The following is a 23,454-nucleotide window of genomic DNA, read 5'->3' as shown; positions in this document are numbered from 1 at the left end:
ATAGCATTTTTTGTTTCTTATGGTAAATAGGGGAGGAAAAAATAAGATTTATGGAAAAATTTTAATTCATATTTTTGTATCCCGGTTTAGATTTCCGGGGAAGGGGTAGAGGTAGGAAAAAGTGCAAAAAAAACATCGGGAGTTTCCGAAGTTTTTTGATCTCAAAGTCTTTTTGCCCCGACGTACCGCGGTTTCCAGTAAGGATTGCTCAGGCTGTCGATCTTTACGCCCTGCGATACGGAGTGGATGACTTGGTTATGGCCGATATAAATGGCGACATGTGAAACGCCTTTTGAATAAGTATGGAAGAAAACCAGATCGCCCGGTTTTAAATTTGACTTGCTGACTTTTTTTCCTTTTTTGTAAATGCTTGCTGCTGTTCTCGGCAAGCTTTTTCCGTTCTTTTTAAATGTATAACCTACAAAGCCGGAACAATCAAAACCTGATGGGCTTGTGCCGCCCCACCTGTACGGGGTCCCTATATATTTCTTTGCCGTACTGATGACTTTTGACGGGGAATAGGATGCAGCAGCCGCTTGTTTAGCAGGCAGTAAAAAACCGGTTCCCAGCATGAATGCAAGCAGTATTGGAGCTACTTTCTTCAAATTTCCCACCTCTGTCTATGAATCTTGTAATCCCACTATACCAATATTTGTCGATTCTTTGGTTACGCTCACATTAAATAATATTACAAAAACATTACGTATACGACAAAAGTGTGAAAAGTTTGACGGCGTCCGGCATGCGGGGCACGGCATCCTTTTTTGTTCGGGTGAACCATGGATTTTGATATCTAACGTTATTTCTATATAATGGAGTCATGACTTTAAAGCAGAAAGGAACGTTCAACATGATCGTCAAGTCAGAAGCGGATTTGGAAGGACTGAAAAAAATCGGGAGGCTTGTTGCCAGCATTCGCGATGAGCTGAAGGAAAAAGCCAGGCCCGGCATCACAACAAAAGAGCTGGATGAATGGGCAGGCAAGAGGTTTGCAGAAAACGGGGCGGTCTCCGGGCCAAAGGGAGAGTATGACTTCCCGGGTTACACCTGTATCAGTGTAAATGAAGAAGTGGCGCACGGCATTCCGGGAGACCGCGTGTTAAAAGAAGGGGATCTTGTGAATGTGGATGTATCCGGATCGCTGGATGGATATTATGCGGATACAGGCATCTCTTTTGTTGTCGGAAAAGGAGATCCCGAATTATTTGCGCTGTGCGAATGTGCGCAGCTGGCGTTTGACAGCGGCCTGAAAAAAATCCGGGCCGGCAATCGGCAGAATCAAATCGGCCGGGCGGTTGAAAAAGCAGTGTACGACAATGGTTTTGAAGTACTCTTGAATTTGACGGGCCACGGTGTCGGGAAGGCCCTGCATGAGGATCCCGAGTATATTTTAAATTACTATGACCCAGACGATACAGGTTTGTTACAGGACGGCATGGTCATTGCGTTTGAACCGTTTGTCTCGACCGGCGCTGATGAAGTGGTAGAATCGGGCGACGGCTGGACGTATGTAACGCCGGACGGAAGCTTTGTAGCGCAAGTGGAACATACCGTCATTGTAACAAAAGGAACCCCCATCGTTCTAACGCGATAAGCGGTGCGCCGGAGCATTGTCCTCCCTAGAGAATCACCGTTTCGGGCGGCTACAGTGGAATAAATAGCCCGCCTCGTTTTAATCATCAAGCGGGGGTCTGAAGTATGCATTTGGAAAGATCCCGTCGTTTTAACGCAGTAAACGGGGAAATGCCCTGCTCCGGAATACTGTCCCACCCGAAGAATGCACCGTTTCAGGCGGCTGCAGCGGGATCGGATTTAATCGTCAAGCGGGGGTCTGAAGTATGCATTTGGAAAGATCCCGTCGTTTTAACGCAGTAAACGGGGAAATGCCCTGCTCCGAAATACTGTCCCGCCTGAAAAATCACCATATCGGGCGGGGCAGTATAAGCGGGGCCATTCTACCGTTTTAACGCAATTAGCGGGGAAACGGCTTTAATCCGGTGTGCCAGCCAGCCCGCAACCAAGGACAAAATGATGTCTTTTGGCAGGGGCACCGCCATCCACACCCAGGCAATTTTGTAGCTGAACGCTTGTGGGGCCTGCGCCCATATTTTGTACGCGGCGTACATCCAGTTGGTCCCAATCAAATAGTTTAAAATCAGGCCAATGATTGCCGCAATAAAGTACGTTGTCAAGTTTTGGCGTTTTTCCACAATCTTGCCCGTTGCCCAGGCTGCGGGGATAAAGCTAAGAATAAATCCGAATGTTGGGCTTAAAACGGTTTGAAACCCGCCGCTGAACTGCGCAAAAACCGGTGCTCCCAGTAAGCCGATCAGCATATAGGCGACCATCGAGATCGCTCCAAGCCTGCTGCCGAGCACTAAACCTGCCAGCACGGCAAAAAAAGTTTGCAATGTGATCGGCACCCCGCCGATAACAAGAAACGGCGCAATGGATGTAATATTTGCCCCAATGGCCATCAGCGCCGCAAACATACCCGCATAACAAAGATCAATGGCACGGAATTTTTTCGCTGCCATTTTTTCACTCCCCTTTTTTCCTTTATCTATTAATAGATTAAAAAACTGCGGCATATATGTCAACCTAAAAATAAAATTGGTTTACATATTTCGGGCTTTGTGTCTTGAAGTTTACTGTAACGTAGAGGGGAGTGACATGGTTCCAAAACACCGAGTGTTGTCAATAATATAGTGAATCAAATCAGTGGGGAGGTCTTCTTCTCTCACTAAAGGCGAAGGTCTTTGTCATCCTAATCGGATTTTTATCCACCCTAAAAGGTTTAATTGTGTCTTGACTATTGGATTTATATATGGAATAATTTGTCTATTAAGAAGATGATCTGTATATTTTTTGAAATTTTTTCAAAACGATTCTTCGTTCAGTACCGGGAAGTTTTTTAAATAGTATTTTTAAAAACTTAAAAAAGTTTGGTGATATCAATGGGTCAATCCTCAACACGTAGAAGCTTTTCATCCGTTATATATTTAGTTGTCGGTTTACTGGTTACTTTTATTCAGCGTACACCAGTTTACTGGGGTGCATTTATCGTCCTATTTTTTATGTCCTTGTATAATATTTATAAAAAACCAAGCTTAGGGAATATTCTTTTCTACATCATTGCTTATTTACTCCTTTTTGCTTATCTATGGTTTTTTATATTACATTAAGTTAAAAACAGGGCAGGTAGAGAGGGAGACACATTTATTAGGATGGAAGAGGTGTTTTTATCATTCCCACTTCCACTCCTTATGAAGAATACGGGTATGTTGCTGCTTCTTGCGTTGTTTAATTTCATTTTCTGAACGGTGTTTGAACTTCCTCTGGTCACTTCCTTAAAAACTTCCTTCAAAAACCAACCAATTTTTCTTTAGCATTCGCTTCGGCAACTTTTCAATACATTTAGGGAAATATAGGCTGGCATAATCAACCAAATCCATGACATGCAATCCCAAAATGGTGCATTCCTGTATAATCGTATTCCCCTCCAATTGTTTCATAATGATAAAAGGAATCCACAATTTATATCTTGAAGTTTACGTTAACGTAAATTGTATGATAGAGGCAAATGGGAAGGAGAGGGGTGCATGACCTGCAAAATTTCTGAACTGGCAGCTGAATTTGGAGTATCCACAAGGACCATCCGCTATTATGAAGAGCTTGGACTGCTCAAGCCAAAAAGAAGCCAAAATGGCAGGAGATGCTATTCGAAAAAGGACTACACCAGGTTAAAGCTCATTTTCCGCGGGAAACAACTGGATTTTTCTTTGGATGAGATTAAAGAAATGATCGAACTGTTCGATTGCGACCGCTCCGGCATAAAACAACTCGAAAAAACGATCGAGTATGGCAAACAAAAACGCCGGGAAGTTGCACAGCAAATTCAAAACCTCCAGGAACTTCAATCCGAACTGGAAAAATATCTGGCAGAATTTGAAACTCGTTTGAAACGCTTAAAGGAGGAGCAGGGATGAATATTTCTGAACTGTTGGCGCGGAATGCAAGAAAGTATCCACAGCAGGAAGCATTGGTTTCGCCTCGTGAACGGCTGAATTATCAGGAATTAAATGTCAGAGTAAACCGTTTGGCGCATGCCCTCCAAAATTGTAACTTCAAGCAGGGAGACAGGGCGGTCATCGTGATGCCAAATACAAATGCGTTTGTCATTGCCTATTTTGCCGTGATGCGGATTGGCGGTATTGCCGTGCCGGTTAATGCCAAATCAAGCCGCGCAGAACTGGAGTATATGTTGGACGATAGCGGAGCAAACGTGTTATTTGTCCATGAGCTGCTTTTCGAGGAACTCAAAGAAGCCACTTTTCCGCCCCATCTCGTAAAAATAAAAACAGGCGAACGTGTGACAGGCTGGCAAATTTTCGATGAAATGATTAACCGTTCGCCTGAAACGGAGATCCTGTGCCGGCTCAAAGAAGACGATGATGCTTCTATTCTTTACACATCGGGCACGACTGGAAAGCCAAAGGGTGTTTTGTTCACCAACCGCAATATTTTGTCAGCCGCCTGGATGATGTGTGTGGAAATGGCAATGAAACCGGAAAGTAGAATCCTACACATGATGCCACTCAGCCATTCAGCGCCTCTTCATCTTTTTTTGGTTGCAGGCACGGTTGTAGGCGCCACACATGTGCTTTCGCCTGTATTTACACCGGAAGCATTGGTGGAAACTGTAGAAAAAGAACGAATCACCCATTTCTTCGGTGCCCCGGTGGCCTATTTGTTCACGGCAAAACTACCGAACTTGCAGGATTACGATTTATCCACCATGGAGTATTGGGTATACGGCGGTGCGCCGCTTTCCAGACCAGAAGTGGGCCTGATTCAAAATGCTTTTCGGTCGGACCGGCTCGTGTGCGTATATGGCCTGACAGAAGCGGGGCCGAACGGGACATTGCTGCTGCCTAAAGAGCATGCGGAAAAAGCTGGAAGCATCGGAAAACGCGCTGCACTTGGCATGGAAATCCGGCTTGTGAATGAAAAAGGCGAAGACGTAGCGGCGGGGGAAGTCGGGGAAATTGCGTTGTACGGGGAAAGCGTCATGAAAGGATATTTCCGGAAACCAGAAGAAACGACCCGCGTATTTCAAAATGGCTGGCTGTTAACTGGCGACATGGCGAGAAAAGATGAGGAAGGGTACTACTGGGTAGTGGACCGTAAAAAAGATATGATCCTCTCAGGCGGTGTAAACGTGTATCCGAAAGAGATCGAGGACGTATTGATTACCCATCCGAAAATAAGGGAAGTTTCTGTGATCGGTGTTCCGCATCCGGAATGGGGGGAAACGGTCAAAGCTTTTCTCGTGCTAGCAGAACCGATGGACAATATCGAAGAAGAATGTAAACGCTTTCTGAAGGGGAAACTGGCGTCCTATAAAATTCCGAGGCTGTACGAAAGAATAGAAGAACTGCCGAGGAACGCCACGGGAAAAATTCAAAAACAAGTATTGAGGAGGATGGCCAATGAACTTTTACCATGACGATCCGAACCTGGCACGGCTTTTGAAACAATATTTGGATCCGCTGTTTTTTGATTGGGCAGAAAAAGAACTGGCCGAATTCGGGGAAATGTGCGCCGGAGAAATTGACGAACGGGCGGCCCACACTGACCGGGAAGGACAGCCCAAGCTGATCAAATATAACCGCTACGGGGAAGATGTATCGAAAGTGTGGGTAAATGAGGGTTATTTAAAAACGGTTGAGCAAGTGTATAACAAAGGTATTGTCGGATATGTCCATAAACCCATTCCGGCATTAGGCCAAAAAGGCAATTATGTGTATGCGTTTGCGCAAGGTTATTTGCTGTCGCAATCAGAACCCGGATTTTATTGTCCGGTCACATTGACGGCAGCAGCCGCCTATTTGCTTGACCATTATGGCAGCCATGAACTGAAACAAGCCTATTTGCCGCAGCTAATTTCAACAGTTGAAGCGGAGCGCTACGAAGGTGCCACTTTTTTAACGGAACGCCAAGGCGGGTCAGACGTTGGCGCCAATGAAACAAAAGCCGTTTCGGAAGGCGGCTGTTACCGGCTTTACGGCGAAAAATATTTTGCCTCTAATGTGGGCATGTGCGGTGTAGCCATGGTGCTTGCAAGGCGTGAAGGGGCACCGTCCGGAACAAAAGGACTAAGCTTGTTTTTGGTGCCCTGGGAAAAAGAAAACGGCGAGAAAAACGGCATCTATATCCGGCGTTTGAAAGATAAACTCGGCGTGCGCGCGGTGCCTTCGGGTGAGGTGGTATTTGACGGTGCAAAAGCTTACTTGGTTGGCGACCCCCGCAAAGGCTTTTACTATATGATGGAGGCCCTAAACCTTTCGCGCATCTGCAATGCCGTTGCTTCGATCGGCATCATGCGCCGGGCATACCGGGAAGCGCGGTCCTATGCGCTGAGACGGACGGCGTTTGGCAGCCGGCTCGCAGATTATCCAATGGTAAAAGAAACACTTGTCAAAATGGCAGCCAAACAGGAAGTGGAAACAAGCGCGGTGTTCCGGCTTGCCACACTTTTTGACCGGACGGCTTCCGGCAAGGCGGATGAAAAAGAAAACATCATGGCAAGGCTTCTCATCGCCATTTTGAAAATGGAAACAGCCGAGCAGGCCATCCATTTTGCCCATGAAGCGATCGAAATGCACGGCGGAAACGGCTATATCGAAGACTTTGTAACGCCAAGGCTTTTGCGTGATGCCCAGGTGCTTACTGTCTGGGAAGGGACCGCCAATATTCTCGGCCTTGAGGTGCTCCGACTGATGCGGAAATTTAAAGTGCACGACATTTTTATCGGCATGATGCGGGAGAAAATAGATCAGCTGCAGGCCGGTACATGGCTATCTGCCGGACTGGAGCAACTCGAAGAAACTTGCCGTTTTGTCATGGAGGAGAAAGAGGAAGCCGTGCAAACGTACCATTGTAAAAAAGTGGCCAAGCAAATGGTTAAAATATATGAAAGTGTCACAGCCCTCGAAGACGCACTGGCCGGGCAGCGGCAAAAATGGATCGCGGAAGCCTATCTCAGGCTGGCTTGGCACGACCCGCTTGCCATCGATCCGGAACTGGCGCTTGTGAAACATTTCGAAGAGATTGTGATGGAAAAAGTGCCGGCAAATGAAGGAAATTAATTGTCACCCACCGGCTTTTAGGCGAATACACTGAATGGAAAAAGCCTGGATAAAGAGGTGGTCCATTTGTATTGGCAGAAGCCAGATATGTATTTTTCCCGGACGGAACCGGGTTACCGCAATCATCCGCAAAAATATGCCTTTCCGCCGCAGCACCAGCCGGAACAGCCAGGGATTGAAAAACTGATGCACCCGCGCCCGCTGATTGAAGACCCGTCCTATAAGGGATCTGGAAAGCTTGAAAATAAAGTGGCGATTGTAACCGGCGGGGACAGCGGGATCGGCGCAGCTACCGCGATTGCGTTTGCAAAAGAAGGCGCGGATGTCGTGATTCCGTATTATTCCAATTATGAAATAGAAGATGCCGTCCGGACAAAGCGGAGGATTGAAGCGCTCGGGCAGCGTTGCCTGCTGATTCCGGGGGACTTAAAAGATCCGGAGCATTGCCAAAACGTTGTGAAGCAAACGGTGGATACATTCGGGCATCTGGATGTGCTTGTGAACAATCACGCCATGCAGTTTGTGCAGAAGGACTTGCTGAATATTACGAATGAACAATGGGATTTTACCTTTAAAAACAATATTCACAGTTTTTTCTACTTGGTCAAAGCCGCATTGCCATATTTAAAAGCCGGCAGCTCGATCATTTTTACCAGTTCTGTAACGGCGTATGAAGGAAATCAAAATCTGATCGATTATTCTGCAACAAAAGGGGCAATTGTGGCTTTCACCCGGGCTTTGTCGCAAAATCTGGTGAGAAAGGGCATCCGGGTCAATGCGGTGGCACCGGGGCCGATTTGGACACCGCTGATTCCGGCAAGCTTCTATCCGGAACAGGTTGCCAAATTTGGCCGTGATGTGCCAATGAAGCGGGCCGGCCAGCCGTACGAACTGGCTCCGACTTATGTTTATCTTGCATCCCGTGATTCCAGCTATGTAACAGGGCAGGTGCTGCATGTAAACGGCGGGACGATTACGGATTCTTAATGGCAAGGGAGCGTGCTGTGCAAATCGACTGCATTCATGCGAAATCACAAGCGGCCGTGAAAACGGGTGAATGAAGATATAACAAACCCGAAGCTGATATATCGATAGCGGCAGGCAGCAAACGAACGCTGATGGATCAATTGGCCGCTGCCGAAGTTGCGCTGAGCGCAGATTGGGTCGCCCAACGCTGATATATGGATAGCGGCAGGCAGCAAACCTAACGCTGATGGATCAATTGGCCACTGCCGAAGTTGTGCTAGGCGCAGATTGGGGCAACCCGATGCTGGCGTATCAATACGAGCCAGCCGGACTGTTGTGCATGCTGGAGCCTGTCCGAAAAGAAATCCGAAAACTAGCGATGCGTTTTTTCCGCTTCTGCATATAAATCATTCAAATATTGCGCGGTAAAGTCGACGAGCGCCCGCTGTTGGATAAGTCTTGACGGGGCAGCGCCAATAAAACCGGTTTTTACTTGATGGCTGCGTTCAAAGGCGCGGCCAATTTTATTAAATAAATCGGAGTTTTCCTCGTAATCTTCATAGGATTGCCAGACCCTTTTTCCGTTTATCGTCATCGCGCAACTCTGCGTACACCGTTTTGTATGCTTCGCCCTCGATTCGCCGAGATGCATGGATGTATTGACGTGGTAATCAACGCCGAGCAGCAAAATACAGCCATCCCGATCATAAATCCGGGCGAGTGGGGACTTTTCTCCGAACGGGAAGTCGAGCGAATGTCCGCTCAAAATCGATTTTGCATCCCGTCCCCAAGCAGTAAACGAACAAGTTGGATGATGGCTTCTTAAAACCCCCGGAAACGTCCGAAAAAGCTCGGCAACCCGGCCCATGCCATAAGTCGGTGTGACGGCGGGATCGAATGCGGGCATAGAGCGTCGTATTTCGTCCCACCATGCTTCCGGAACGGGCGGGTTTTCCCAAAAGGCGGGGTCGGTATTATTCGCTGTTTGGGCCGGCATCACAATGGTGCCACGCTCTGTCACCACTTCCATTAAAGCCAGAATGACGGCAACCTCTCCCCCGCAAACCCAGCCGAGCGCGCTTAAAGATGAGTGGACGATGACCACCATGCCTTCTTTCAGCCCGAGCTTGCGAAAATCTGTTACTAATCTTTCTTTTGTTATGAGCGTTTGTTTTTGACGAATCACGTTTTCTTCTGTCATAGGAGCGCCTCCCATCTCTGCTGATTTATTTGTAATGATTCTCCAGGCTTGCCTCATATCCTTTATAATGGAAAAAGTTTTTCTTGATAAGGAGAAGAGGAAGAACATGGCAGTGTTTTTTAAAGGGGCATTTATGCTGATTGGCGTTGCTTTTATCGGAGAGTGCATTGAATTTTTAACCAATATGGTACTTGCAAATGAACTTGGGGCGCACGGCATGGGGCTGTACATGTCTATTTTGCCGGCCATTTTTTTAATTGTCACCATCGCCAGCATGGAACTGCCCATCTCCATTTCAAAATTTGTTGCGGAACAGGAAGAAAAATATCATCGTGATATGCTGCGGTTTACAATCCGGCTGGCATCTTTGTTTGTCCTATTGCTCATGGCGGCAGTCGCATTGTTGCTGCCGGCGCTTCCAATTTTCCATCATTACCACCCGTATCTTCGCTGGCTGATCATTGCGCTTATCCCGATGATCGCCTTTTCCTCGATTGCGAGAGGTTATTTTATGGGTGTCCAGCAAATGGGGAAGATCGCTGCTGCCAACTTCCTGAGAAAAATGATGCAGCTTATCCTGCTTGTCTTGCTATTTCATTGGATGGAATTTGACGTGCAAATGTCGATTTTTATCGCGATATGCACACTTGTCGGCAGTGACCTGATTGTGCTGCTGTATCTTTTTCATATGTTTGTGCTGCAAATGCGGACGCTCAAGAAAAAAGAACAGGCTCCAATGGGGGGAAAGGAAATCAGAAGGAGCCTTCTTTCTGTTTCCTTGCCGACAACGGGCATGCGCGTATTTCATGCCGTCACAAATGCGATTGAACCATTTTTTATCAAATGGGTATTGCTTAAATCCGGGATGACGGAGGGGATGGCAAACGAACATTTCGGACTGGTGGCTGGTGTTGCTTTTACGATCGGATTTTTTCCGGCCTTTATTGCCCATTCCTTGTCTACCGTTTTGATTCCGACTGTTTCGGAAGCTTATGCCAAAAGAGACGGCATAAAGCTGCAGAAACTGCTTCAGCAGGTGATGATGATGACGTTTCTTTACGGGCTTCCGGCTGTCATTGTCATTCAGTTGTTTTCCGTGCCGCTCACAACTTTGTTTTCCCATTCGGCTGCCGCCGCCGTTTATGTCCGTCTGTTATGGCCATATTTTCTGTTTCACTATTTTGTCATTCCGATGCAGGCGTTTTTAATCGGCCTCGGCCTGGTCAGGGATGCCCTCGCGCATTTTATTTGGTCAACAATGGTTACGTACTGTCTCATTTATTATCTTGGCTCAAATCCCCAGTACCAAATGGCAGGCGTCATTATCGCCATGAATACGGGAACATTGCTTATCATGATGATGCACTATTTAACGATTTGTAAAAAAATTGAAATCTCCCTGATTCTCCGCAAACCGGTGAAACATACTTTCTAACGGGATATGCGGGTTCAAGCAGGCGTCCGTGTTTGTGACCATCCGCGGTACTTCAACTTAGCTTGATCGTTTTATAAGGGGGGAAGCGAGAAAGGATCGAAATTTTTGATAGTAATTTCACATAGAGCGGTTCTACGTTAAGCAACAGACAAAAAATCCGGTCAAAAGTTCACATAGAACGGTTCTACGTTAAGGAACAGACAAAAAATCCGGTCAAAAGTTCACAAAGAGCGGTTCTACGTTAAGGAACGGACGAAAAATCCGATCAGAAGTTCACATAGAATGGTTCTACGTTAAGCAACAGACAAAAAATCCGGTCAGAAGTTCACATAGAACGGTTCTACGTTAAGCAACAGACAAAAAATCCGGTCAAAAGTTCACAAAGAGCGGTTCTACGTTAAGGAACGGACGAAAAATCCGATCAGAAATTCACATAGAGCAGTTCTACGTTAAGGAACAATGCAAAAATCCAACCATAAGTTCCCGTAGAGCACGTCTAAATAAAGGAAAACAAGGGTTTTTGGGGATAAGTTTACGCAAGGAGGCACTTGCCCGGTTCAATTTTAAAAGCCTGTCCGGTATTTCAGGACAGGCTTTTGAAACAGGATTATTTTATAATCAGAACCGGACATTTGGCGAGCTGGGTGACTTTCTGGCTGACGCTGCCAAGCATGAGCCCCTTCAGATTGCCGAGTCCTCTGCTTCCCATAATGATAAGCTGATAGTTTCCTTCTTCCGCCTTTCTGACAATCTGGGCAGCGGGATCGCCCGTTTCATAAAATTTCTCTATCTCAATTTCTTCCTCTTGAGCAAGAGTGGCGGCTTGGTCTAGCAAATCGTCCCCGTCCCTCTGCTGTTCAGAATAAAGGGTATCTATTGACGCATTTGGCATCCCCTCCGGAATCACCGGATTTTTCTCCACATGGATGACACCGATTTTTGTAAACCTTTCTTTTGCAAAATTTAGTGCGGATTTCAGTGCTTTTTCACTCATTTTTGAACCGTCTATTGCCACAAGAATGCGATTAAACATAAAATCATCTCCATCGGCTTTCTTCTCATCAACCTTATCATATCATAAAAAATTGCAACAATTAACAGAGAATACGAGAAAAACATAAAATCTCTCCCCCTTGGGATGGACAGGTGTGGTTTATTTTTTGCATGTTTGACGGATATTTTCTGTTTTTTTCGGAAAAATAAAGGGTATTGAACTATACGAGGTGATATGAAATGGACGATAAGAAAAAGAAATCGCAGGGGAAAATGGACAATCCCGAACAATTTGCAACAGAAAACGAAGACATGCACGATAAATTTATGAGTGAACAAACAGTTGACCCGATCCCAATGGAAGACTTGCGAGAAGAAAAGCTGGAAGAAAAAACGGATCATGACAAAAAAACGACTTCTTCAAGCGAAAAAAAGTACAATCCGTAAACCTTGTAAGCAAGCACCCGCGGGATGGCCGATAAAAACGGAATCCGAATCCCTGGGTGCTTCTATTATGTTTTTCGCCAAGATTCGAGTGGGTACTGTCGCTGCAAACAATGGAACAGCAATGGATCTGTCTTGCCCGGAGGGTAGTTCCTGGCCCTTGCAAAACCTTTGGACAAATGCTAAAGCAGGTTAGCCTGCTGGAAACCCGCCATAAGCAAACGGAACAGGCAGTTGCAGCGCCTGTTCCGTTAATTTTTTTATAGCCAGCCTCCACCAAGTGATAACCTGCATCTGCTTTTTGGTTGCAGCGGCTGTTCCGTTTATATGCTTACAGCCAGTTATTGTCATCCGATCCGCTGTCCCATCCGCCGAAGTCATTGTCATCATTGGAAGTGAAATTGGCTAAATCGAAACCGGTACCCTGCTGGCCGTTGTCTCCATTATCCCCATTGTCATGGCCATCATGGCCGCTGTCTTCAAAGTTCCTTAACGAATCCTCAAGATGGTCAATTTCATCCTGCTGTAAAATATTTTGCTCTTCCAGCTCATGCAGCAGGTCGCTGCCGTCAAGATTTTGAAAATGCTCGAACTGGTCATAACCGATTCTGCCCTGTTCCAGTAAATACGTCAGCAAAGCGCCTGTTGCCATCCCGCCGGCAAACGTGCCAAACCGGCCGATTCCGGCATTACCCCCATCGTTCCATCCGGTTTGCTCCGGGTGCGGGTCATAGGCATCCCCATTGTAAATGCTTCTTCGCGGTTCAATGATTTGCGGGCGGTTCCGCTCGATCAAAGGACGGATGATTAAAAAATACACGAGCAAGATAATAATGATAATCCCGATAAACCAACCCAATTTTATTCCCTCCTGATTAAAAGTCATTTTATGCTACATCCAATCATCTTTGTTGCGTATTGTAACGCATTAGAATGAAAATAACCAGGATAAAAGTAGTTGAGATTACGAGAAAGCATGGGGCAGGCGCACCCCATGCTTCTGCCATTTTTAGCCCATCCTGGAAGAGGCGCCCTGCATGTCGATGACTGCTTTTCGTTGGGTAAAATCAATATTTTTATAGTAAGCATTTTTGACTAAAATGTTCGGTCCGAGACATTTGACTTGCGGGCAATGGCAATTCAGCGATTTTGCAATGGGTGTTTCGAGCCATTTTTCAAAGACGTCGGGCAGCCTGTCATGCTGGATATTGCCAAGCGGTGGTGTATCGCCAAAATCCGTGACAATCACATCACCCGTAAAAATATTGACATTCAGGCGGGAGCGGCCGTCCGGATCATTGCGGAGGGTCACATTTTTGCTTTCGTACAATCTTTTCAATAAGGCCTGGTCTTCTGGATTAGGGCTGCACGGATAAAATGGCAGCGTGCCAAACAGCATCCACACGCTTTCATCACGGATATCGAGCAAATGGTGGATGGCTTCTCGAATTTCATCCAAGCTGAGCACTTCAAGATCAGCAGCAAAATCGCTTGGGTACATTGGGTGAATTTCGTGCCTTGCACATTTCATTTCTTCGACAATTTGATGATGGATTTGTTCCATATAAGGCAATGTGCGCTTGTTTAACATCGTTTCCGCAGAAACCATCACGCCCATCTCCGACAAGGCGCGGCTGTTTTCCACGATACGCCTGAACAATTTTTCACCGTGCTGATCGCTTGGCTTGATCCGCATGTTGGCAAACCCGCCGTCAATATAATCACGGACAGTTCCCCAGTTGTGGGAAATGTGCAGCACATCGAGATAAGGCGCAATTTGCACATATTTTTCGAGTTTCATTGTTAAATTGGAATTGATTTGGGTGCGAATCCCTCTTTCATGCGCATATTGTAACAGCGGCAGAACGTAATTTTCAACAGATTTGGTTGACAGCATCGGCTCGCCGCCGGTAATGCTGATGCAGCGCAGTGTGCTGATTTCATCCAGCCGCCTGAGCAGCAGATCAAGCGGCAGCGCATCCGGATCTTTTGGCTGCAGCGTGTAACCGACCGCACAATGTTCGCAGCGCATATTGCATAAAGTGGTCGTTGTGAATTCAATATTCGACAAAGTCAGTTTGCCGTGCGTCGTGATGTCCATGTATGCTTCCCACGGATCGTATTCAGGCGTAATGCTTCGTTGTGTTTCTTCTTTTAACATGTTTGTGCTCCTTTTTCAAAAAGTCAATCCGGGCGCCTGCTTTGCGCATGATTCCACCTCCAAACGGCAGGCCCCTCCTTTTTCTGCTTTTTTCCTATATATGCCATGGTTCATTATAACATGCAGCCTGTTTCTTTTTTCGCAGATTCCATTTCCTGGGCTCCGGGTGTTTTTCGTAAAAAGTACGGTATGCTGCCTTTGCTAAAGCAGTGACGTCTGTCTTAAAAAGTTGCACCGGCTGTTTGCCATTTTTCTCTGATGCAAGGCTCGTTATGGCACGGGCACCTAGATCGACGCCATTCATCCGTTTTGATATTGGATTTTTTTCTTTATAAACTGATTGAACTTTTCTGCTTCATCGCGGATACTGATGTTTTGTTCCCATGACGCAGCGAGATGAAGAGCTTCCTGACTGGAATAAAGGGCGTATGCCAAATCGCCTTTTTTGGCAAATAATCTGGCCATGCCGTAGTGATAGTACATTAACTCAATCGGGTTGGCTTTGTTTTTTTGATAAAGCATCTTTTCAAATGCCGCCGCCGCTTTTTCAAACTGCTGATTTTCCACGTATGCGATGCCGAGATTAAAATAGGCTTCAATCGTCTTTTCCCCGCCGTAAGAATGGCTGATTTGATTAGCAGCTTCATATGCACGGATGGCCTCTTTGTATTTTTTTCGTTCCAAATATAAATCGCCCTGGACTAATAAAACACGGTGCTTGATCATCGGGGTGGAGGGGACCGGAATGACTTTGCCGAGAATGGCCTCTGCCTGATCGGGGTCGCCCGATTTAAGAAGCACCCTTGATTTTAAGGCATGCCCCCAGACCATCAAGTCGCGGGTATCCTCATTGCCAGCATCCAGGCCGGATAGCCGCTTTAGCCCGGCATCAATTTGTGTGAGCGCCTCTTTCAGCTCATTCATTTCCATCAGCGCCCATCCAACCGTATCAATCCGAAAGAAAGCTTCGAGCATGCTTTTTCCCAGTGCAGCAGTAAAATCAGCTGCTTTTCGCCCGTATTCGACCCGTAAAGGCAGATTGACCCGGCTTAAAAAATGGTTGGTACGGACTACGAATTCAATCAATATTTCCTTTTCGTCTGATTGGCTGGCCCATTCCATTACCTTGCGAATGTTTGTCCATTCCTGCTTCAGATCATCGAGATCCCGGCCAAGCAGATAGCGCCAATAGAATATATTGGGCTGTTCCCGTTTTAAATGGGTATCCAAAAAATGGATATAATAGCGAGCCCATCGTTTTCGTGCCTCTTTTTCCAGCTGCCGGTTTTCCGACAAGTGCTGTTCACCGTAAGCAATCACGGTTTGATGCGCGGGGTAGCGCAATTTTCCGTCTGTCCGATCAGGATGGATCAGCGCATAATTCCGCATTTGTTCAACTGCTGCATAAAAGCCCCTGGCATCTAATCCTGCCGCTGCGGCCCAGGCAGCTTCAACGGGCGGCTTTTCAAAAAAACAGAGCACCTGCCATAAACGGCGGGCTGCTTCATCGATGCGCTTCCATGTTCTCCCGAAAAGAAATTCAAATAACTCCAGTAATGAATACCCGGCGCTTTCGATTTCCTGAATGAGTTGTTCTGCCGGAATGCCGCCGTCACTGATATAGGCAACACTGAGGGACAGCGCTTTTGGATTCCCGGCGGCCGCTTTGATCAGCTTTGCCTGCATCTCCGGTGTCAGATGCCGCAACTCTTCCTGGTTAGGTGCACTGCCGGTTTGCAAATGTTCGCGGATGACAAATGACAAATATGAAAGTGCCTCTTTTTCGTTTAATCCCTTTAACTTGACAATTGTGAAATTTTGAAAAGCGTCTTTATAATCTTGATTGTAGTTTTCACGGGAAGTCAGCATCGCTTTTACGCCTTGAGGGAGGTTGATAATGAATTCAAGCACCTCTTTTTCAGCGGCGTCCATACTATCCACAATAAGCAGTATCGGCTGTTCCCTGGAAAAAAGCTGTAAAGCATGCCGCACTGCAAAACGTTTTTCCATGACGGGTTTATCGATTTGTTCTGTCAGTCCAAGCTGGTAAGCGATTGTATTTAAAAAATCATTGAAACTTAACCCTGTTAAATGGGTGCTGAACCAAATGATGCAGTGAAACGCGGGCCACTTATCAGAGACATTTGCAGCTTCTTCGCCCGGTTCCCCTGCACAAGCATAAGCGGCTTCAAGGGCGAGTGTCGTCTTTCCCACGCCAGGCCACCCTGTAATGGAACAAACAGGCGAAGGGGAAAGAAGCCAGTGATAGATGGCTTGTAAATCTGGTTTTCTCCCGATAAAGCGCCCTGACCAGCGTGCGGGCAGGTTGTGCGCGGAAAATATGTTTTTCTCTTCGTTTTGAAGCATTGCAGTGTTTCCAAACAGACGGGTGATGGTCATATTGATTTCCTCGGGCGGGGGTGTACCGATTGTCCCGTTATCGTTCATCGTTTTTGCTTTTTTAAGGCAGGACGCCACCCATGCCGGCAAGGCCGGTTCGATGACAGGGATGGAAGTGGTTTTCAGCAATTCCACGAACCACGTTACATTCATGCATCCTTTTTCAAGAATGAGCCAGATGACGCCGAACAGTTTGGCATCCTCGATCCGGCCCGGGATATACTTCGGTCCCATTTGGCCGATCCAGCTTTTAACGGTGTTAGGGGATACACCCAATTTGTATGCGATTTTTTCCATGTAAGATTGCCCGGTTTTGTTCCCGGCTTCTCTATTTGTCTTGTAATCCGGGTGTTGTTTTAAAGCTTTAACACCGGAAGATAGCAGACTGGAAAACTTTTTTTGGTTTTCAAGTTCGGCCAAAGCCTGCACCTCCTTTCCTATATTTTATCAATATAATAACCGATGTCTAAGATTTAAGCATAAAACATACAGTGCGGCTGTCCTTTTATACAGCAACAATAGCTGGTTCCCCTTTCATCCGTTTTGTATGATAAAAATAGTGAAAACAGAATATGCCAAAATGAATGCACTTTCATCACGGTATATTCCGGAAATCCAGTTTTTCAAAGAGAGGGACTTTGAAGATGACAAACCATATACCTGAAACAATGAAAGCAGCAGTGATGCACGGGACACGAAATATTTCGATTGAGACATTGCCTGTTCCGCAAATTGAAGAAAATGAAGTTTTAATTAAAGTCATGGCGGTCGGCATTTGCGGTTCGGATTTACATTATTACGAAACGGGCAGAATTGGAAAATATGTAGTGGACAAGCCGTTTATTCTCGGGCATGAATGTGCAGGGGAAATTGCAGCAGTTGGTTCAAAAGTCCGCCATTTTAAAGTAGGGGACAGAGTCGCTGTTGAGCCAGGTGTCACTTGCGGGCATTGTGAAGCATGTAAAGAAGGGCGTTACAATCTTTGCCCACATGTCCAATTTTTGGCAACCCCTCCTGTAGATGGTGCCTTTTGCCAATATATTAAAATGCGAGAAGACTTTGTGTTCGCCATTCCGGATGCGCTTTCTTATGAAGAGGCTTCTCTTGTTGAACCTTTTTCCGTTGGCATTCACGCAGCCACAAGAACAAAACTGCAACCGGGATCGACCGTAGCGATTATGGGAATGGGTCCGGTCGGTTTAATGGCTGTTGTGGCAGCGAGGGCCTTCGGAGCGTCGAACATTATTGTAACGGACTTGGAACCATTGCGGCTTGAAGCGGCAAAAGAAATGGGCGCTACCTATGCGTTCAATATTCGCGAACAAGATCCTTATGAAGCAATTCAAGACATCACCAATGGCAAGGGGGTTGATGTTGCTTGGGAAACAGCAGGTAATCCAGCAGCGCTCCAATCAGCGCTTGCATCTGTACGCCGCGGCGGGAAGCTGGCCATTGTCGGTTTACCGGCTCAAAATGAAATTCCGTTGAACGTCCCATTTATCGCGGATAATGAAATTGATATTTACGGTGTTTTCCGTTATGCGAATACGTATCCAAAAGGCATAAAATTTTTGGCTTCCGGCATCGCGGATGTGAAAAAACTGGTGACGGATCAATATGCCTTGGAAGATACTTATCAGGCGATGGAACGCGCACTGAATTTCAAGAACGAATGCCTGAAAGTCATGGTTTATCCGAACAACTGAAAATACTGAGCCGTTCATTTATAACAAGAGCGAGGCATCCCTATTTAGGAAAAGGGTAGTATCATTCGTTCATTTTATAGAAAATGGTTGCAATCTACATGCGCGGGCCGGATGGGTTTCACCGGAAAAATAGGATCGAAATCATGATGGCCTGTAGGATGTCACACGAATCATAGAATGGGGAGGATGATGCGGGCTGGCCGATGAATTTCAAGCCACCCGCATCCATCATCCATTTGCATGTTTGAAGGAAAAGCCGGTACAAAATGTCTGTTTTTCTGCAGGCAGTTGAATGAACGAATCATTGAAAACGCATTCGGAGGTATCACCTATGTTGGTTTCTGATAAAACAGTACGATTCCATGCAGCGGAAAATCAAAAGAGCGCTTCCGGCGGCAGGTTGTCTTGGACGGAACGAATCGGTTACGGGCTCGGGGATATGTCTTATAATATTATTTTCCAGTTCGTAAACGCCTATCTGTTATTCTATTATACCGATGTGGACGGGATTTCACCTGCTATCATTGGCACTTTGTTCCTTGTTGTGCGCGTTTTGGATGCCGTTTTTGACCCGGTGATGGGCGTCATTATGGATAAGACAAAGAGCAGATGGGGGAAAGCCCGGCCGTACTTATTATGGGCGGCAGTTCCTCTTGCTTTGTTTACTTTTTTATGTTTTACAACGCCCCATTTTAGTGTGGCGGGCAACAGAATTTATGCATACGTGACCTATATTTTGCTCGGGATGTCATTCAGCATGCAGACGATACCGGTAAACAGCCTGACTGCAAGAATGACGGACAATTTACAGGAACGGACATTATTGACAACGATCAGGATGATTTTGGTCTATATCGGAATTCTTCTCTCCATATCTTGTGCAACACCGCTTGCCCAATATTTCGGCGGCGATGACCAGGCAAAAGGATTTCAACTCACGGCGCTTGTTTATGCGGCCGCAAGCTTTGCATTAAATTTGATCAGTTTCCTGACAGTGCGGGAGAGGGTCGCTATAAAACCAGAAAAAAACACGGTGTAAAGAAAACATTGGCCGTCTTGATCCGAAATAAACCTTTGCTCATCCTGGCTTCTTCTTTCCTGGCTTTTGCCGTCGGTTTTAACATTAAATTGACGACAATGGTTTACTACTTCACCTATAATGTCCACCGCAAAGATTTGGTGTTTATGGGGACGCTGTTATTTTTTGGTGCTGCGCTGATCAGCAATATCTTCATCCCCAGCCTGTCCAAAAAATGGGACAGGAAGAACGTCATGATGATTTCGGCAGCCCTTTCCCTGATTTCTTATGTCGGCTTGCAATTTACAGCATATTCCTCCATTCCACTGATTTTGTTTTTACTGTTTGTTTCCGGGTTTTTTACCACCCCGCTGAACACGCTCGCATGGGGGATGCTTGCGGATTGTGTGGACTATGCAGAGTGGAAAACGGGAATCCGCGCAGACGGTGTGGTGATTTCGAGTATGAGTTTTACCAATAAACTGGGTGTTGCGCTCGCCGGTTCGTTTTCAGCGTTCTTTTTAAACAAGGCCGGCTATGTTCCAAATGTAGCCCAGTCCGTTTCATCCCTTCAAGCGATTAAGGACATGAATGCCATCATCCCTGGCATTTTCATCCTGCTGTCTGTTTTGCTGATCAGCTTTTATCCGATTACAGAAAACAGATACAAGAAGATGATGAAGGAACTGGAGCAGAGAAGATGAAACCGCATGTACGGGGGTTTTTGAACAGATCAAGGGGCCGGCCGGGATGCCGGTCCCCTTTTCCCCGGTAAAACGGGAGGGCTGCAGCAACCAGCCCTTTTTTGCATGTCCACATCTTCACCGGCGCTTTTCTGTTTCAACATCGAAACGGATTTTGCAAAAATAAAAATTGACATGAAATGCGTTTCATCATTTACACTATAAATACATAAAAATGAGCCTGCTGGCAGGGGCTTGGTTTAAACACTTCCATCCTAAAGCATGGATGCCTGCTGAAAAATCGCAAGTGTTTTAATAGGTGAGGTTATGACAAATATTAGAGACTTGGCGAAAATGGCCGGCGTGTCTGTGACGACCGTCTCCCGTGTGCTGAACAATCATCCGTATGTGAGTGAAGAAAAAAAGAACGCTGTTTTAAAAGCGGTGAAAGCGACCCGGTATCATAAAAACATCAATGCCGTCCATTTAAGTAAAGGGAAAACAAAATTGATCGGGGTCGTGTTGCCATTTACAGATCATCCTTATTTTGCCCTTTTATTGAAAGGGATCGCAAAGCAGGCGCTGGAGTATAACCATAAACTGCTTTTGTTTCAAACAGACTATATGGAAAGCAGGGAAACGGAAGCCTTACAAATGCTGCAACAAAAGCAAATTGACGGTTTAATCATTTGTTCGCGCGCCTGCAGTATGCGCAAAATTGAAGAATACTTGCCATTCGGGCCGATTGCGCTTTGTGAATGTGTAAAAGGCGGCGAAATATCGTCAACCTATATTGACCACTATAAAATTTTTATGGATGCACTGGAATTTTTGTACCGGAAAGGCCATACGAAAATCGGGTATTGCATCGGCAGGAAATCCGGCACCAACAGCCGGAATCGCGATAAAGCCTATTGGGATTTCCATGAAAAATACCATTTGCCGCACCATCCGGAATATATTTTTGACCAATGCTACGACTATGAGGATGGAGAAAGGGTTTTGAGCCGGGTAAAAGAAATGGACCCGCCTCCTTCGGCATTGCTTGTAACAAGCGACCAGGTTGCAGCGGGGATTGTCATCAGTTGCAACAAACAGCAAATTTCTATTCCGGATGAGTTGGCGATCATCGGATTTGACAATGAACCGATTGCCGGAATGCTGAATATTACAACGATAGATATTCCGCTTGTTGAAATGGGCCGGAACCTTGTCCACCAGGTTTTGACAAAGGAAATTAAAAACAAGGAAATCTCAGCAACACTCATTGAAAGGGGCACGGTATAGGGAAGAGAGTCTGAGGGCTTTCCATTCAGTTATGCCGCGTGTAAAGCCCGGCAACCTCAGCCTGCCAATACAAAAAATTGTACCCGAAACGCCGTCATCAATATGGATGCTTGTGCTTTATCAAACGGGGAGGGAGAAAAGTGAATATACTGGAAGATGCAAAGGGCATGGTTTTAGAACTGTATGCCAGTTTGTGCAGTAAAGTAGGCGATCAACCATTAGAGCAGGTTGTAGATGTGATTGGCCGGTCGAACCGTTTGTTTTTGGCGGGAACGGGCTGTTCGGAAATGATCCTCCGTGTCTTTGCCAACAGGCTGGTCCATTTGGGGTTCCGGGTTGGGATGATCGGCGATTTGATTTCACCTGTTCCTGAAAAAGGGGATACCATCCTGTTCAGCTCAAAATCGGGAGAAAATCCTACTTTATTGAATGCCGCCCGAAAAGCCAGGCTCCACGGCATAAAAATTGTGGCCATCACGGCTTCTCCCGAATCAACTCTTGCAAAAATGGCGGATTTGACGGTTTTGTTGCCGGATGAATCGTCTGAATTTGAAAGCATAAAACAGGCCGGCCCCACCCCGGATAGAATCGGAACCTTATTTGAACTGCTGAGTTTTTTGATTTATGATGTCATTACAGCATCTTTAATGAAAAAACGGCATCCTGAAAATGAGTATGCTTGAAATAGAACGGGAAAGGATTATGAAGAATATGAAGCAACAAAGCGTGATTTTTTTTGATATCGACGGGACTTTGCTGACACATGAGAAGAAGCTGCCTGTCACAACCAAAAAAGCGATAGATAAGCTGAAAAGCGATGGTCATGTCACAGCCATTGCAACGGGCAGGGCCCCGTTTATGTTTGAAGATTTGCGGAAGGAACTCGGGATGGATACTTTTGTAAGTTATAACGGGCAATATGTTGTTATGAACGGAGAGGTATTGTTTAAAAATCCGTTAAACAGGCAATCGCTTGAAGAATTGACTGCATATGCCCTTTCCCACCAGCATCCGCTTGTCTACATGGACCATGAAGACATGAAGGCCAATGTGCCAAACCACGAGGATATTGAAAAAAGCATTACGTCTTTGAAAATTGGCCGGTTGCCTGCGTATGACCCGCATTATTATAAAGGGCGTGAATTGTACCAGGCGCTCCTGTTCTGTTCAGAAGGGGAAGAGAAACAGTATGAACAGGCGTTTCCGGATTTTGAATTTATTCGCTGGCATCCGCTTTCCGTCGATGTTTTGCCAAAAGGCGGGTCAAAAGCGAGAGGAATTGAAAAGATTGTTGAAAAATTGGGCTTTCCTCCAGAACGCCAATATGCATTTGGCGACGGGTTAAATGATATTAAAATGCTGTCCATGATTAAAAACAGTGTGGCAATGGGAAATGCGGAAGAAAAGGTAAAGGCTGCCGCCAAATACATTACAAAATCGGTGGAAGACATGGGCATTCCCCACGGTCTGCAAATTGTAGGGCTGTTATAACCTGTACAGAGCTAGCTGAATAAGCAAACTGCTTAGATTTGGCAAGGATGCTGACAGCTTTGGCAACCATTTAAATGCTAGTTTTACAACAAATCCGGTGAAAAGCTTGCACTCGTAAGCCAAATCAGATAAAATCACCCATTTCTGCAAAAGAATTCTGCTATATTTTGAGACAGAGCTTGCAGACAAACTCAGAATTGGATTCGTTCAGCAAGCCCTAAATAAAGGTGTCACGTTTACTGTGGCAGGAACGTCTATGCCGTTTTTGGGCATTTAAAAAAATACACAAAAAAGAAGCGCCGGCAAAACTATTCTCTTCCGGACGCTTCTTTTTCTTGGCTGATTTTGCTGAAGTATGCATATTCTGTTTCAAGTTCCGTCAATGTCAGGGTGAAAAGCTGCTTGTCATCTTCCTGATAGGCGCCAAGAGCAATCAGCTGTTCTATCAAATATTGCCGTTTTTTCTCTATCGCGTGCCGTAGAAAATTTTTCAAATGAGCATCCTCCCATTCTTTTGG

Annotated in this window: 19 protein-coding genes and 1 pseudogene; 12 read left to right on the top strand and 8 right to left on the bottom strand. The window is 45.9% G+C overall.

Annotated features, from left to right (window positions below; genetic code table 11):
- Positions 1–161 precede the first annotated feature (161 nt).
- On the bottom strand, positions 162–605 hold the full coding sequence (locus ABR335_RS13920; protein ID WP_014095984.1) for a C40 family peptidase: 444 nt from the start codon (positions 603–605) through the stop codon (positions 162–164).
- A gap of 245 nt (positions 606–850) precedes the next feature.
- Here ABR335_RS13920 and map point away from each other — a divergent pair, with 245 nt between their 5' ends.
- Complete coding sequence (gene map / locus ABR335_RS13915; RefSeq protein WP_014095983.1) at positions 851–1,594, top strand: type I methionyl aminopeptidase; 744 nt, start codon at positions 851–853, stop codon at positions 1,592–1,594.
- A gap of 361 nt (positions 1,595–1,955) precedes the next feature.
- Here map and ABR335_RS13910 read toward each other — a convergent pair whose 3' ends face one another.
- Positions 1,956–2,537, bottom strand: a complete 582-nt coding sequence (locus ABR335_RS13910) for a biotin transporter BioY (RefSeq protein ID WP_014095981.1) — start codon at positions 2,535–2,537, stop codon at positions 1,956–1,958.
- 1,065 nt (positions 2,538–3,602) lie between these two features.
- Between ABR335_RS13910 and ABR335_RS13905 the strand changes: the two genes are divergently transcribed.
- The 4 genes from ABR335_RS13905 (at position 3,603) to ABR335_RS13890 (ending at position 8,138) form a co-directional block, all read left to right on the top strand.
- The gene (locus tag ABR335_RS13905) at positions 3,603–3,989 is read left to right on the top strand and encodes a MerR family transcriptional regulator (RefSeq protein WP_026685083.1); all 387 of its coding nucleotides are present in this window, start codon (positions 3,603–3,605) and stop codon (positions 3,987–3,989) included.
- Positions 3,986–5,509 (top strand): class I adenylate-forming enzyme family protein, encoded by a 1,524-nt coding sequence (locus tag ABR335_RS13900; protein WP_350346266.1) that lies wholly within the window; start codon positions 3,986–3,988, stop codon positions 5,507–5,509. The genes ABR335_RS13905 and ABR335_RS13900 overlap by 4 nt, the downstream gene beginning before the upstream one ends.
- Positions 5,493–7,151, top strand: a complete 1,659-nt coding sequence (locus tag ABR335_RS13895; protein ID WP_350346265.1) for an acyl-CoA dehydrogenase family protein — start codon at positions 5,493–5,495, stop codon at positions 7,149–7,151. The genes ABR335_RS13900 and ABR335_RS13895 overlap by 17 nt, the downstream gene beginning before the upstream one ends.
- A gap of 87 nt (positions 7,152–7,238) precedes the next feature.
- The gene (locus ABR335_RS13890) at positions 7,239–8,138 is read left to right on the top strand and encodes an SDR family oxidoreductase (RefSeq protein ID WP_350346731.1); all 900 of its coding nucleotides are present in this window, start codon (positions 7,239–7,241) and stop codon (positions 8,136–8,138) included.
- A 352-nt stretch (positions 8,139–8,490) separates the two neighbouring features.
- On the opposite strand, the gene ABR335_RS13885 is transcribed toward ABR335_RS13890, so the two are convergent.
- Positions 8,491–9,318, bottom strand: coding sequence for an aminoglycoside N(3)-acetyltransferase (locus ABR335_RS13885; protein WP_350346264.1), 828 nt, complete (start codon positions 9,316–9,318; stop codon positions 8,491–8,493).
- 106 nt (positions 9,319–9,424) lie between these two features.
- On the opposite strand from ABR335_RS13885, the gene ABR335_RS13880 reads away from it, so the two are divergent.
- Positions 9,425–10,753, top strand: a complete 1,329-nt coding sequence (locus ABR335_RS13880) for a polysaccharide biosynthesis protein (protein ID WP_350346263.1) — start codon at positions 9,425–9,427, stop codon at positions 10,751–10,753.
- A 607-nt stretch (positions 10,754–11,360) separates the two neighbouring features.
- On the opposite strand, the gene ABR335_RS13875 is transcribed toward ABR335_RS13880, so the two are convergent.
- The gene (locus ABR335_RS13875; RefSeq protein ID WP_350346262.1) at positions 11,361–11,786 is read right to left on the bottom strand and encodes a universal stress protein; all 426 of its coding nucleotides are present in this window, start codon (positions 11,784–11,786) and stop codon (positions 11,361–11,363) included.
- 200 nt (positions 11,787–11,986) lie between these two features.
- On the opposite strand from ABR335_RS13875, the gene ABR335_RS13870 reads away from it, so the two are divergent.
- Positions 11,987–12,193, top strand: coding sequence for a hypothetical protein (locus ABR335_RS13870; RefSeq protein ID WP_350346261.1), 207 nt, complete (start codon positions 11,987–11,989; stop codon positions 12,191–12,193).
- A gap of 328 nt (positions 12,194–12,521) precedes the next feature.
- Here the strand turns inward: ABR335_RS13870 and ABR335_RS13865 are convergent, their stop codons facing one another.
- The 3 genes from ABR335_RS13865 to ABR335_RS13855 all read right to left on the bottom strand — a co-directional run bounded on the left by ABR335_RS13865 (position 12,522) and on the right by ABR335_RS13855 (position 17,171).
- Positions 12,522–13,049 (bottom strand): hypothetical protein, encoded by a 528-nt coding sequence (locus tag ABR335_RS13865; RefSeq protein ID WP_350346260.1) that lies wholly within the window; start codon positions 13,047–13,049, stop codon positions 12,522–12,524.
- Positions 13,050–13,199: 150 nt separating this feature from the next.
- Positions 13,200–14,351, bottom strand: a complete 1,152-nt coding sequence (gene yfkAB / locus ABR335_RS13860) for a radical SAM/CxCxxxxC motif protein YfkAB (RefSeq protein WP_014095971.1) — start codon at positions 14,349–14,351, stop codon at positions 13,200–13,202.
- Between the two features lie 300 nt (positions 14,352–14,651).
- Entirely contained in the window at positions 14,652–17,171 is a 2,520-nt protein-coding gene (locus tag ABR335_RS13855) for a tetratricopeptide repeat protein (RefSeq protein ID WP_350346259.1), read from the bottom strand.
- A 224-nt stretch (positions 17,172–17,395) separates the two neighbouring features.
- On the opposite strand from ABR335_RS13855, the gene ABR335_RS13850 reads away from it, so the two are divergent.
- The 5 genes and pseudogenes from ABR335_RS13850 to ABR335_RS13830 all read left to right on the top strand — a co-directional run bounded on the left by ABR335_RS13850 (position 17,396) and on the right by ABR335_RS13830 (position 22,936).
- Positions 17,396–18,457, top strand: coding sequence for an NAD(P)-dependent alcohol dehydrogenase (locus ABR335_RS13850; RefSeq protein ID WP_061086926.1), 1,062 nt, complete (start codon positions 17,396–17,398; stop codon positions 18,455–18,457).
- A 331-nt stretch (positions 18,458–18,788) separates the two neighbouring features.
- Positions 18,789–20,179: pseudogene (locus ABR335_RS13845) on the top strand (MFS transporter).
- Positions 20,180–20,485: 306 nt separating this feature from the next.
- On the top strand, positions 20,486–21,445 hold the full coding sequence (locus ABR335_RS13840) for a LacI family DNA-binding transcriptional regulator (RefSeq protein WP_014095967.1): 960 nt from the start codon (positions 20,486–20,488) through the stop codon (positions 21,443–21,445).
- Between the two features lie 140 nt (positions 21,446–21,585).
- On the top strand, positions 21,586–22,128 hold the full coding sequence (locus tag ABR335_RS13835) for an SIS domain-containing protein (RefSeq protein WP_276210990.1): 543 nt from the start codon (positions 21,586–21,588) through the stop codon (positions 22,126–22,128).
- A gap of 28 nt (positions 22,129–22,156) precedes the next feature.
- Positions 22,157–22,936, top strand: a complete 780-nt coding sequence (locus ABR335_RS13830; protein ID WP_014095965.1) for a Cof-type HAD-IIB family hydrolase — start codon at positions 22,157–22,159, stop codon at positions 22,934–22,936.
- 308 nt (positions 22,937–23,244) lie between these two features.
- Here the strand turns inward: ABR335_RS13830 and fbpA are convergent, their stop codons facing one another.
- A complete protein-coding gene (gene fbpA, locus ABR335_RS13825) occupies positions 23,245–23,430 on the bottom strand; it encodes a Fur-regulated basic protein FbpA (protein ID WP_014095964.1) in 186 nt (61 codons plus the stop codon).
- Positions 23,431–23,454: the final 24 nt, after the last annotated feature.

The sequence above is a fragment of the Heyndrickxia faecalis genome, from assembly GCF_040267745.1.
GTDB classification, from domain to species: domain Bacteria; phylum Bacillota; class Bacilli; order Bacillales; family Bacillaceae_C; genus Weizmannia; species Weizmannia faecalis.
This window is presented reverse-complemented; position numbering and strand designations above follow the sequence as displayed.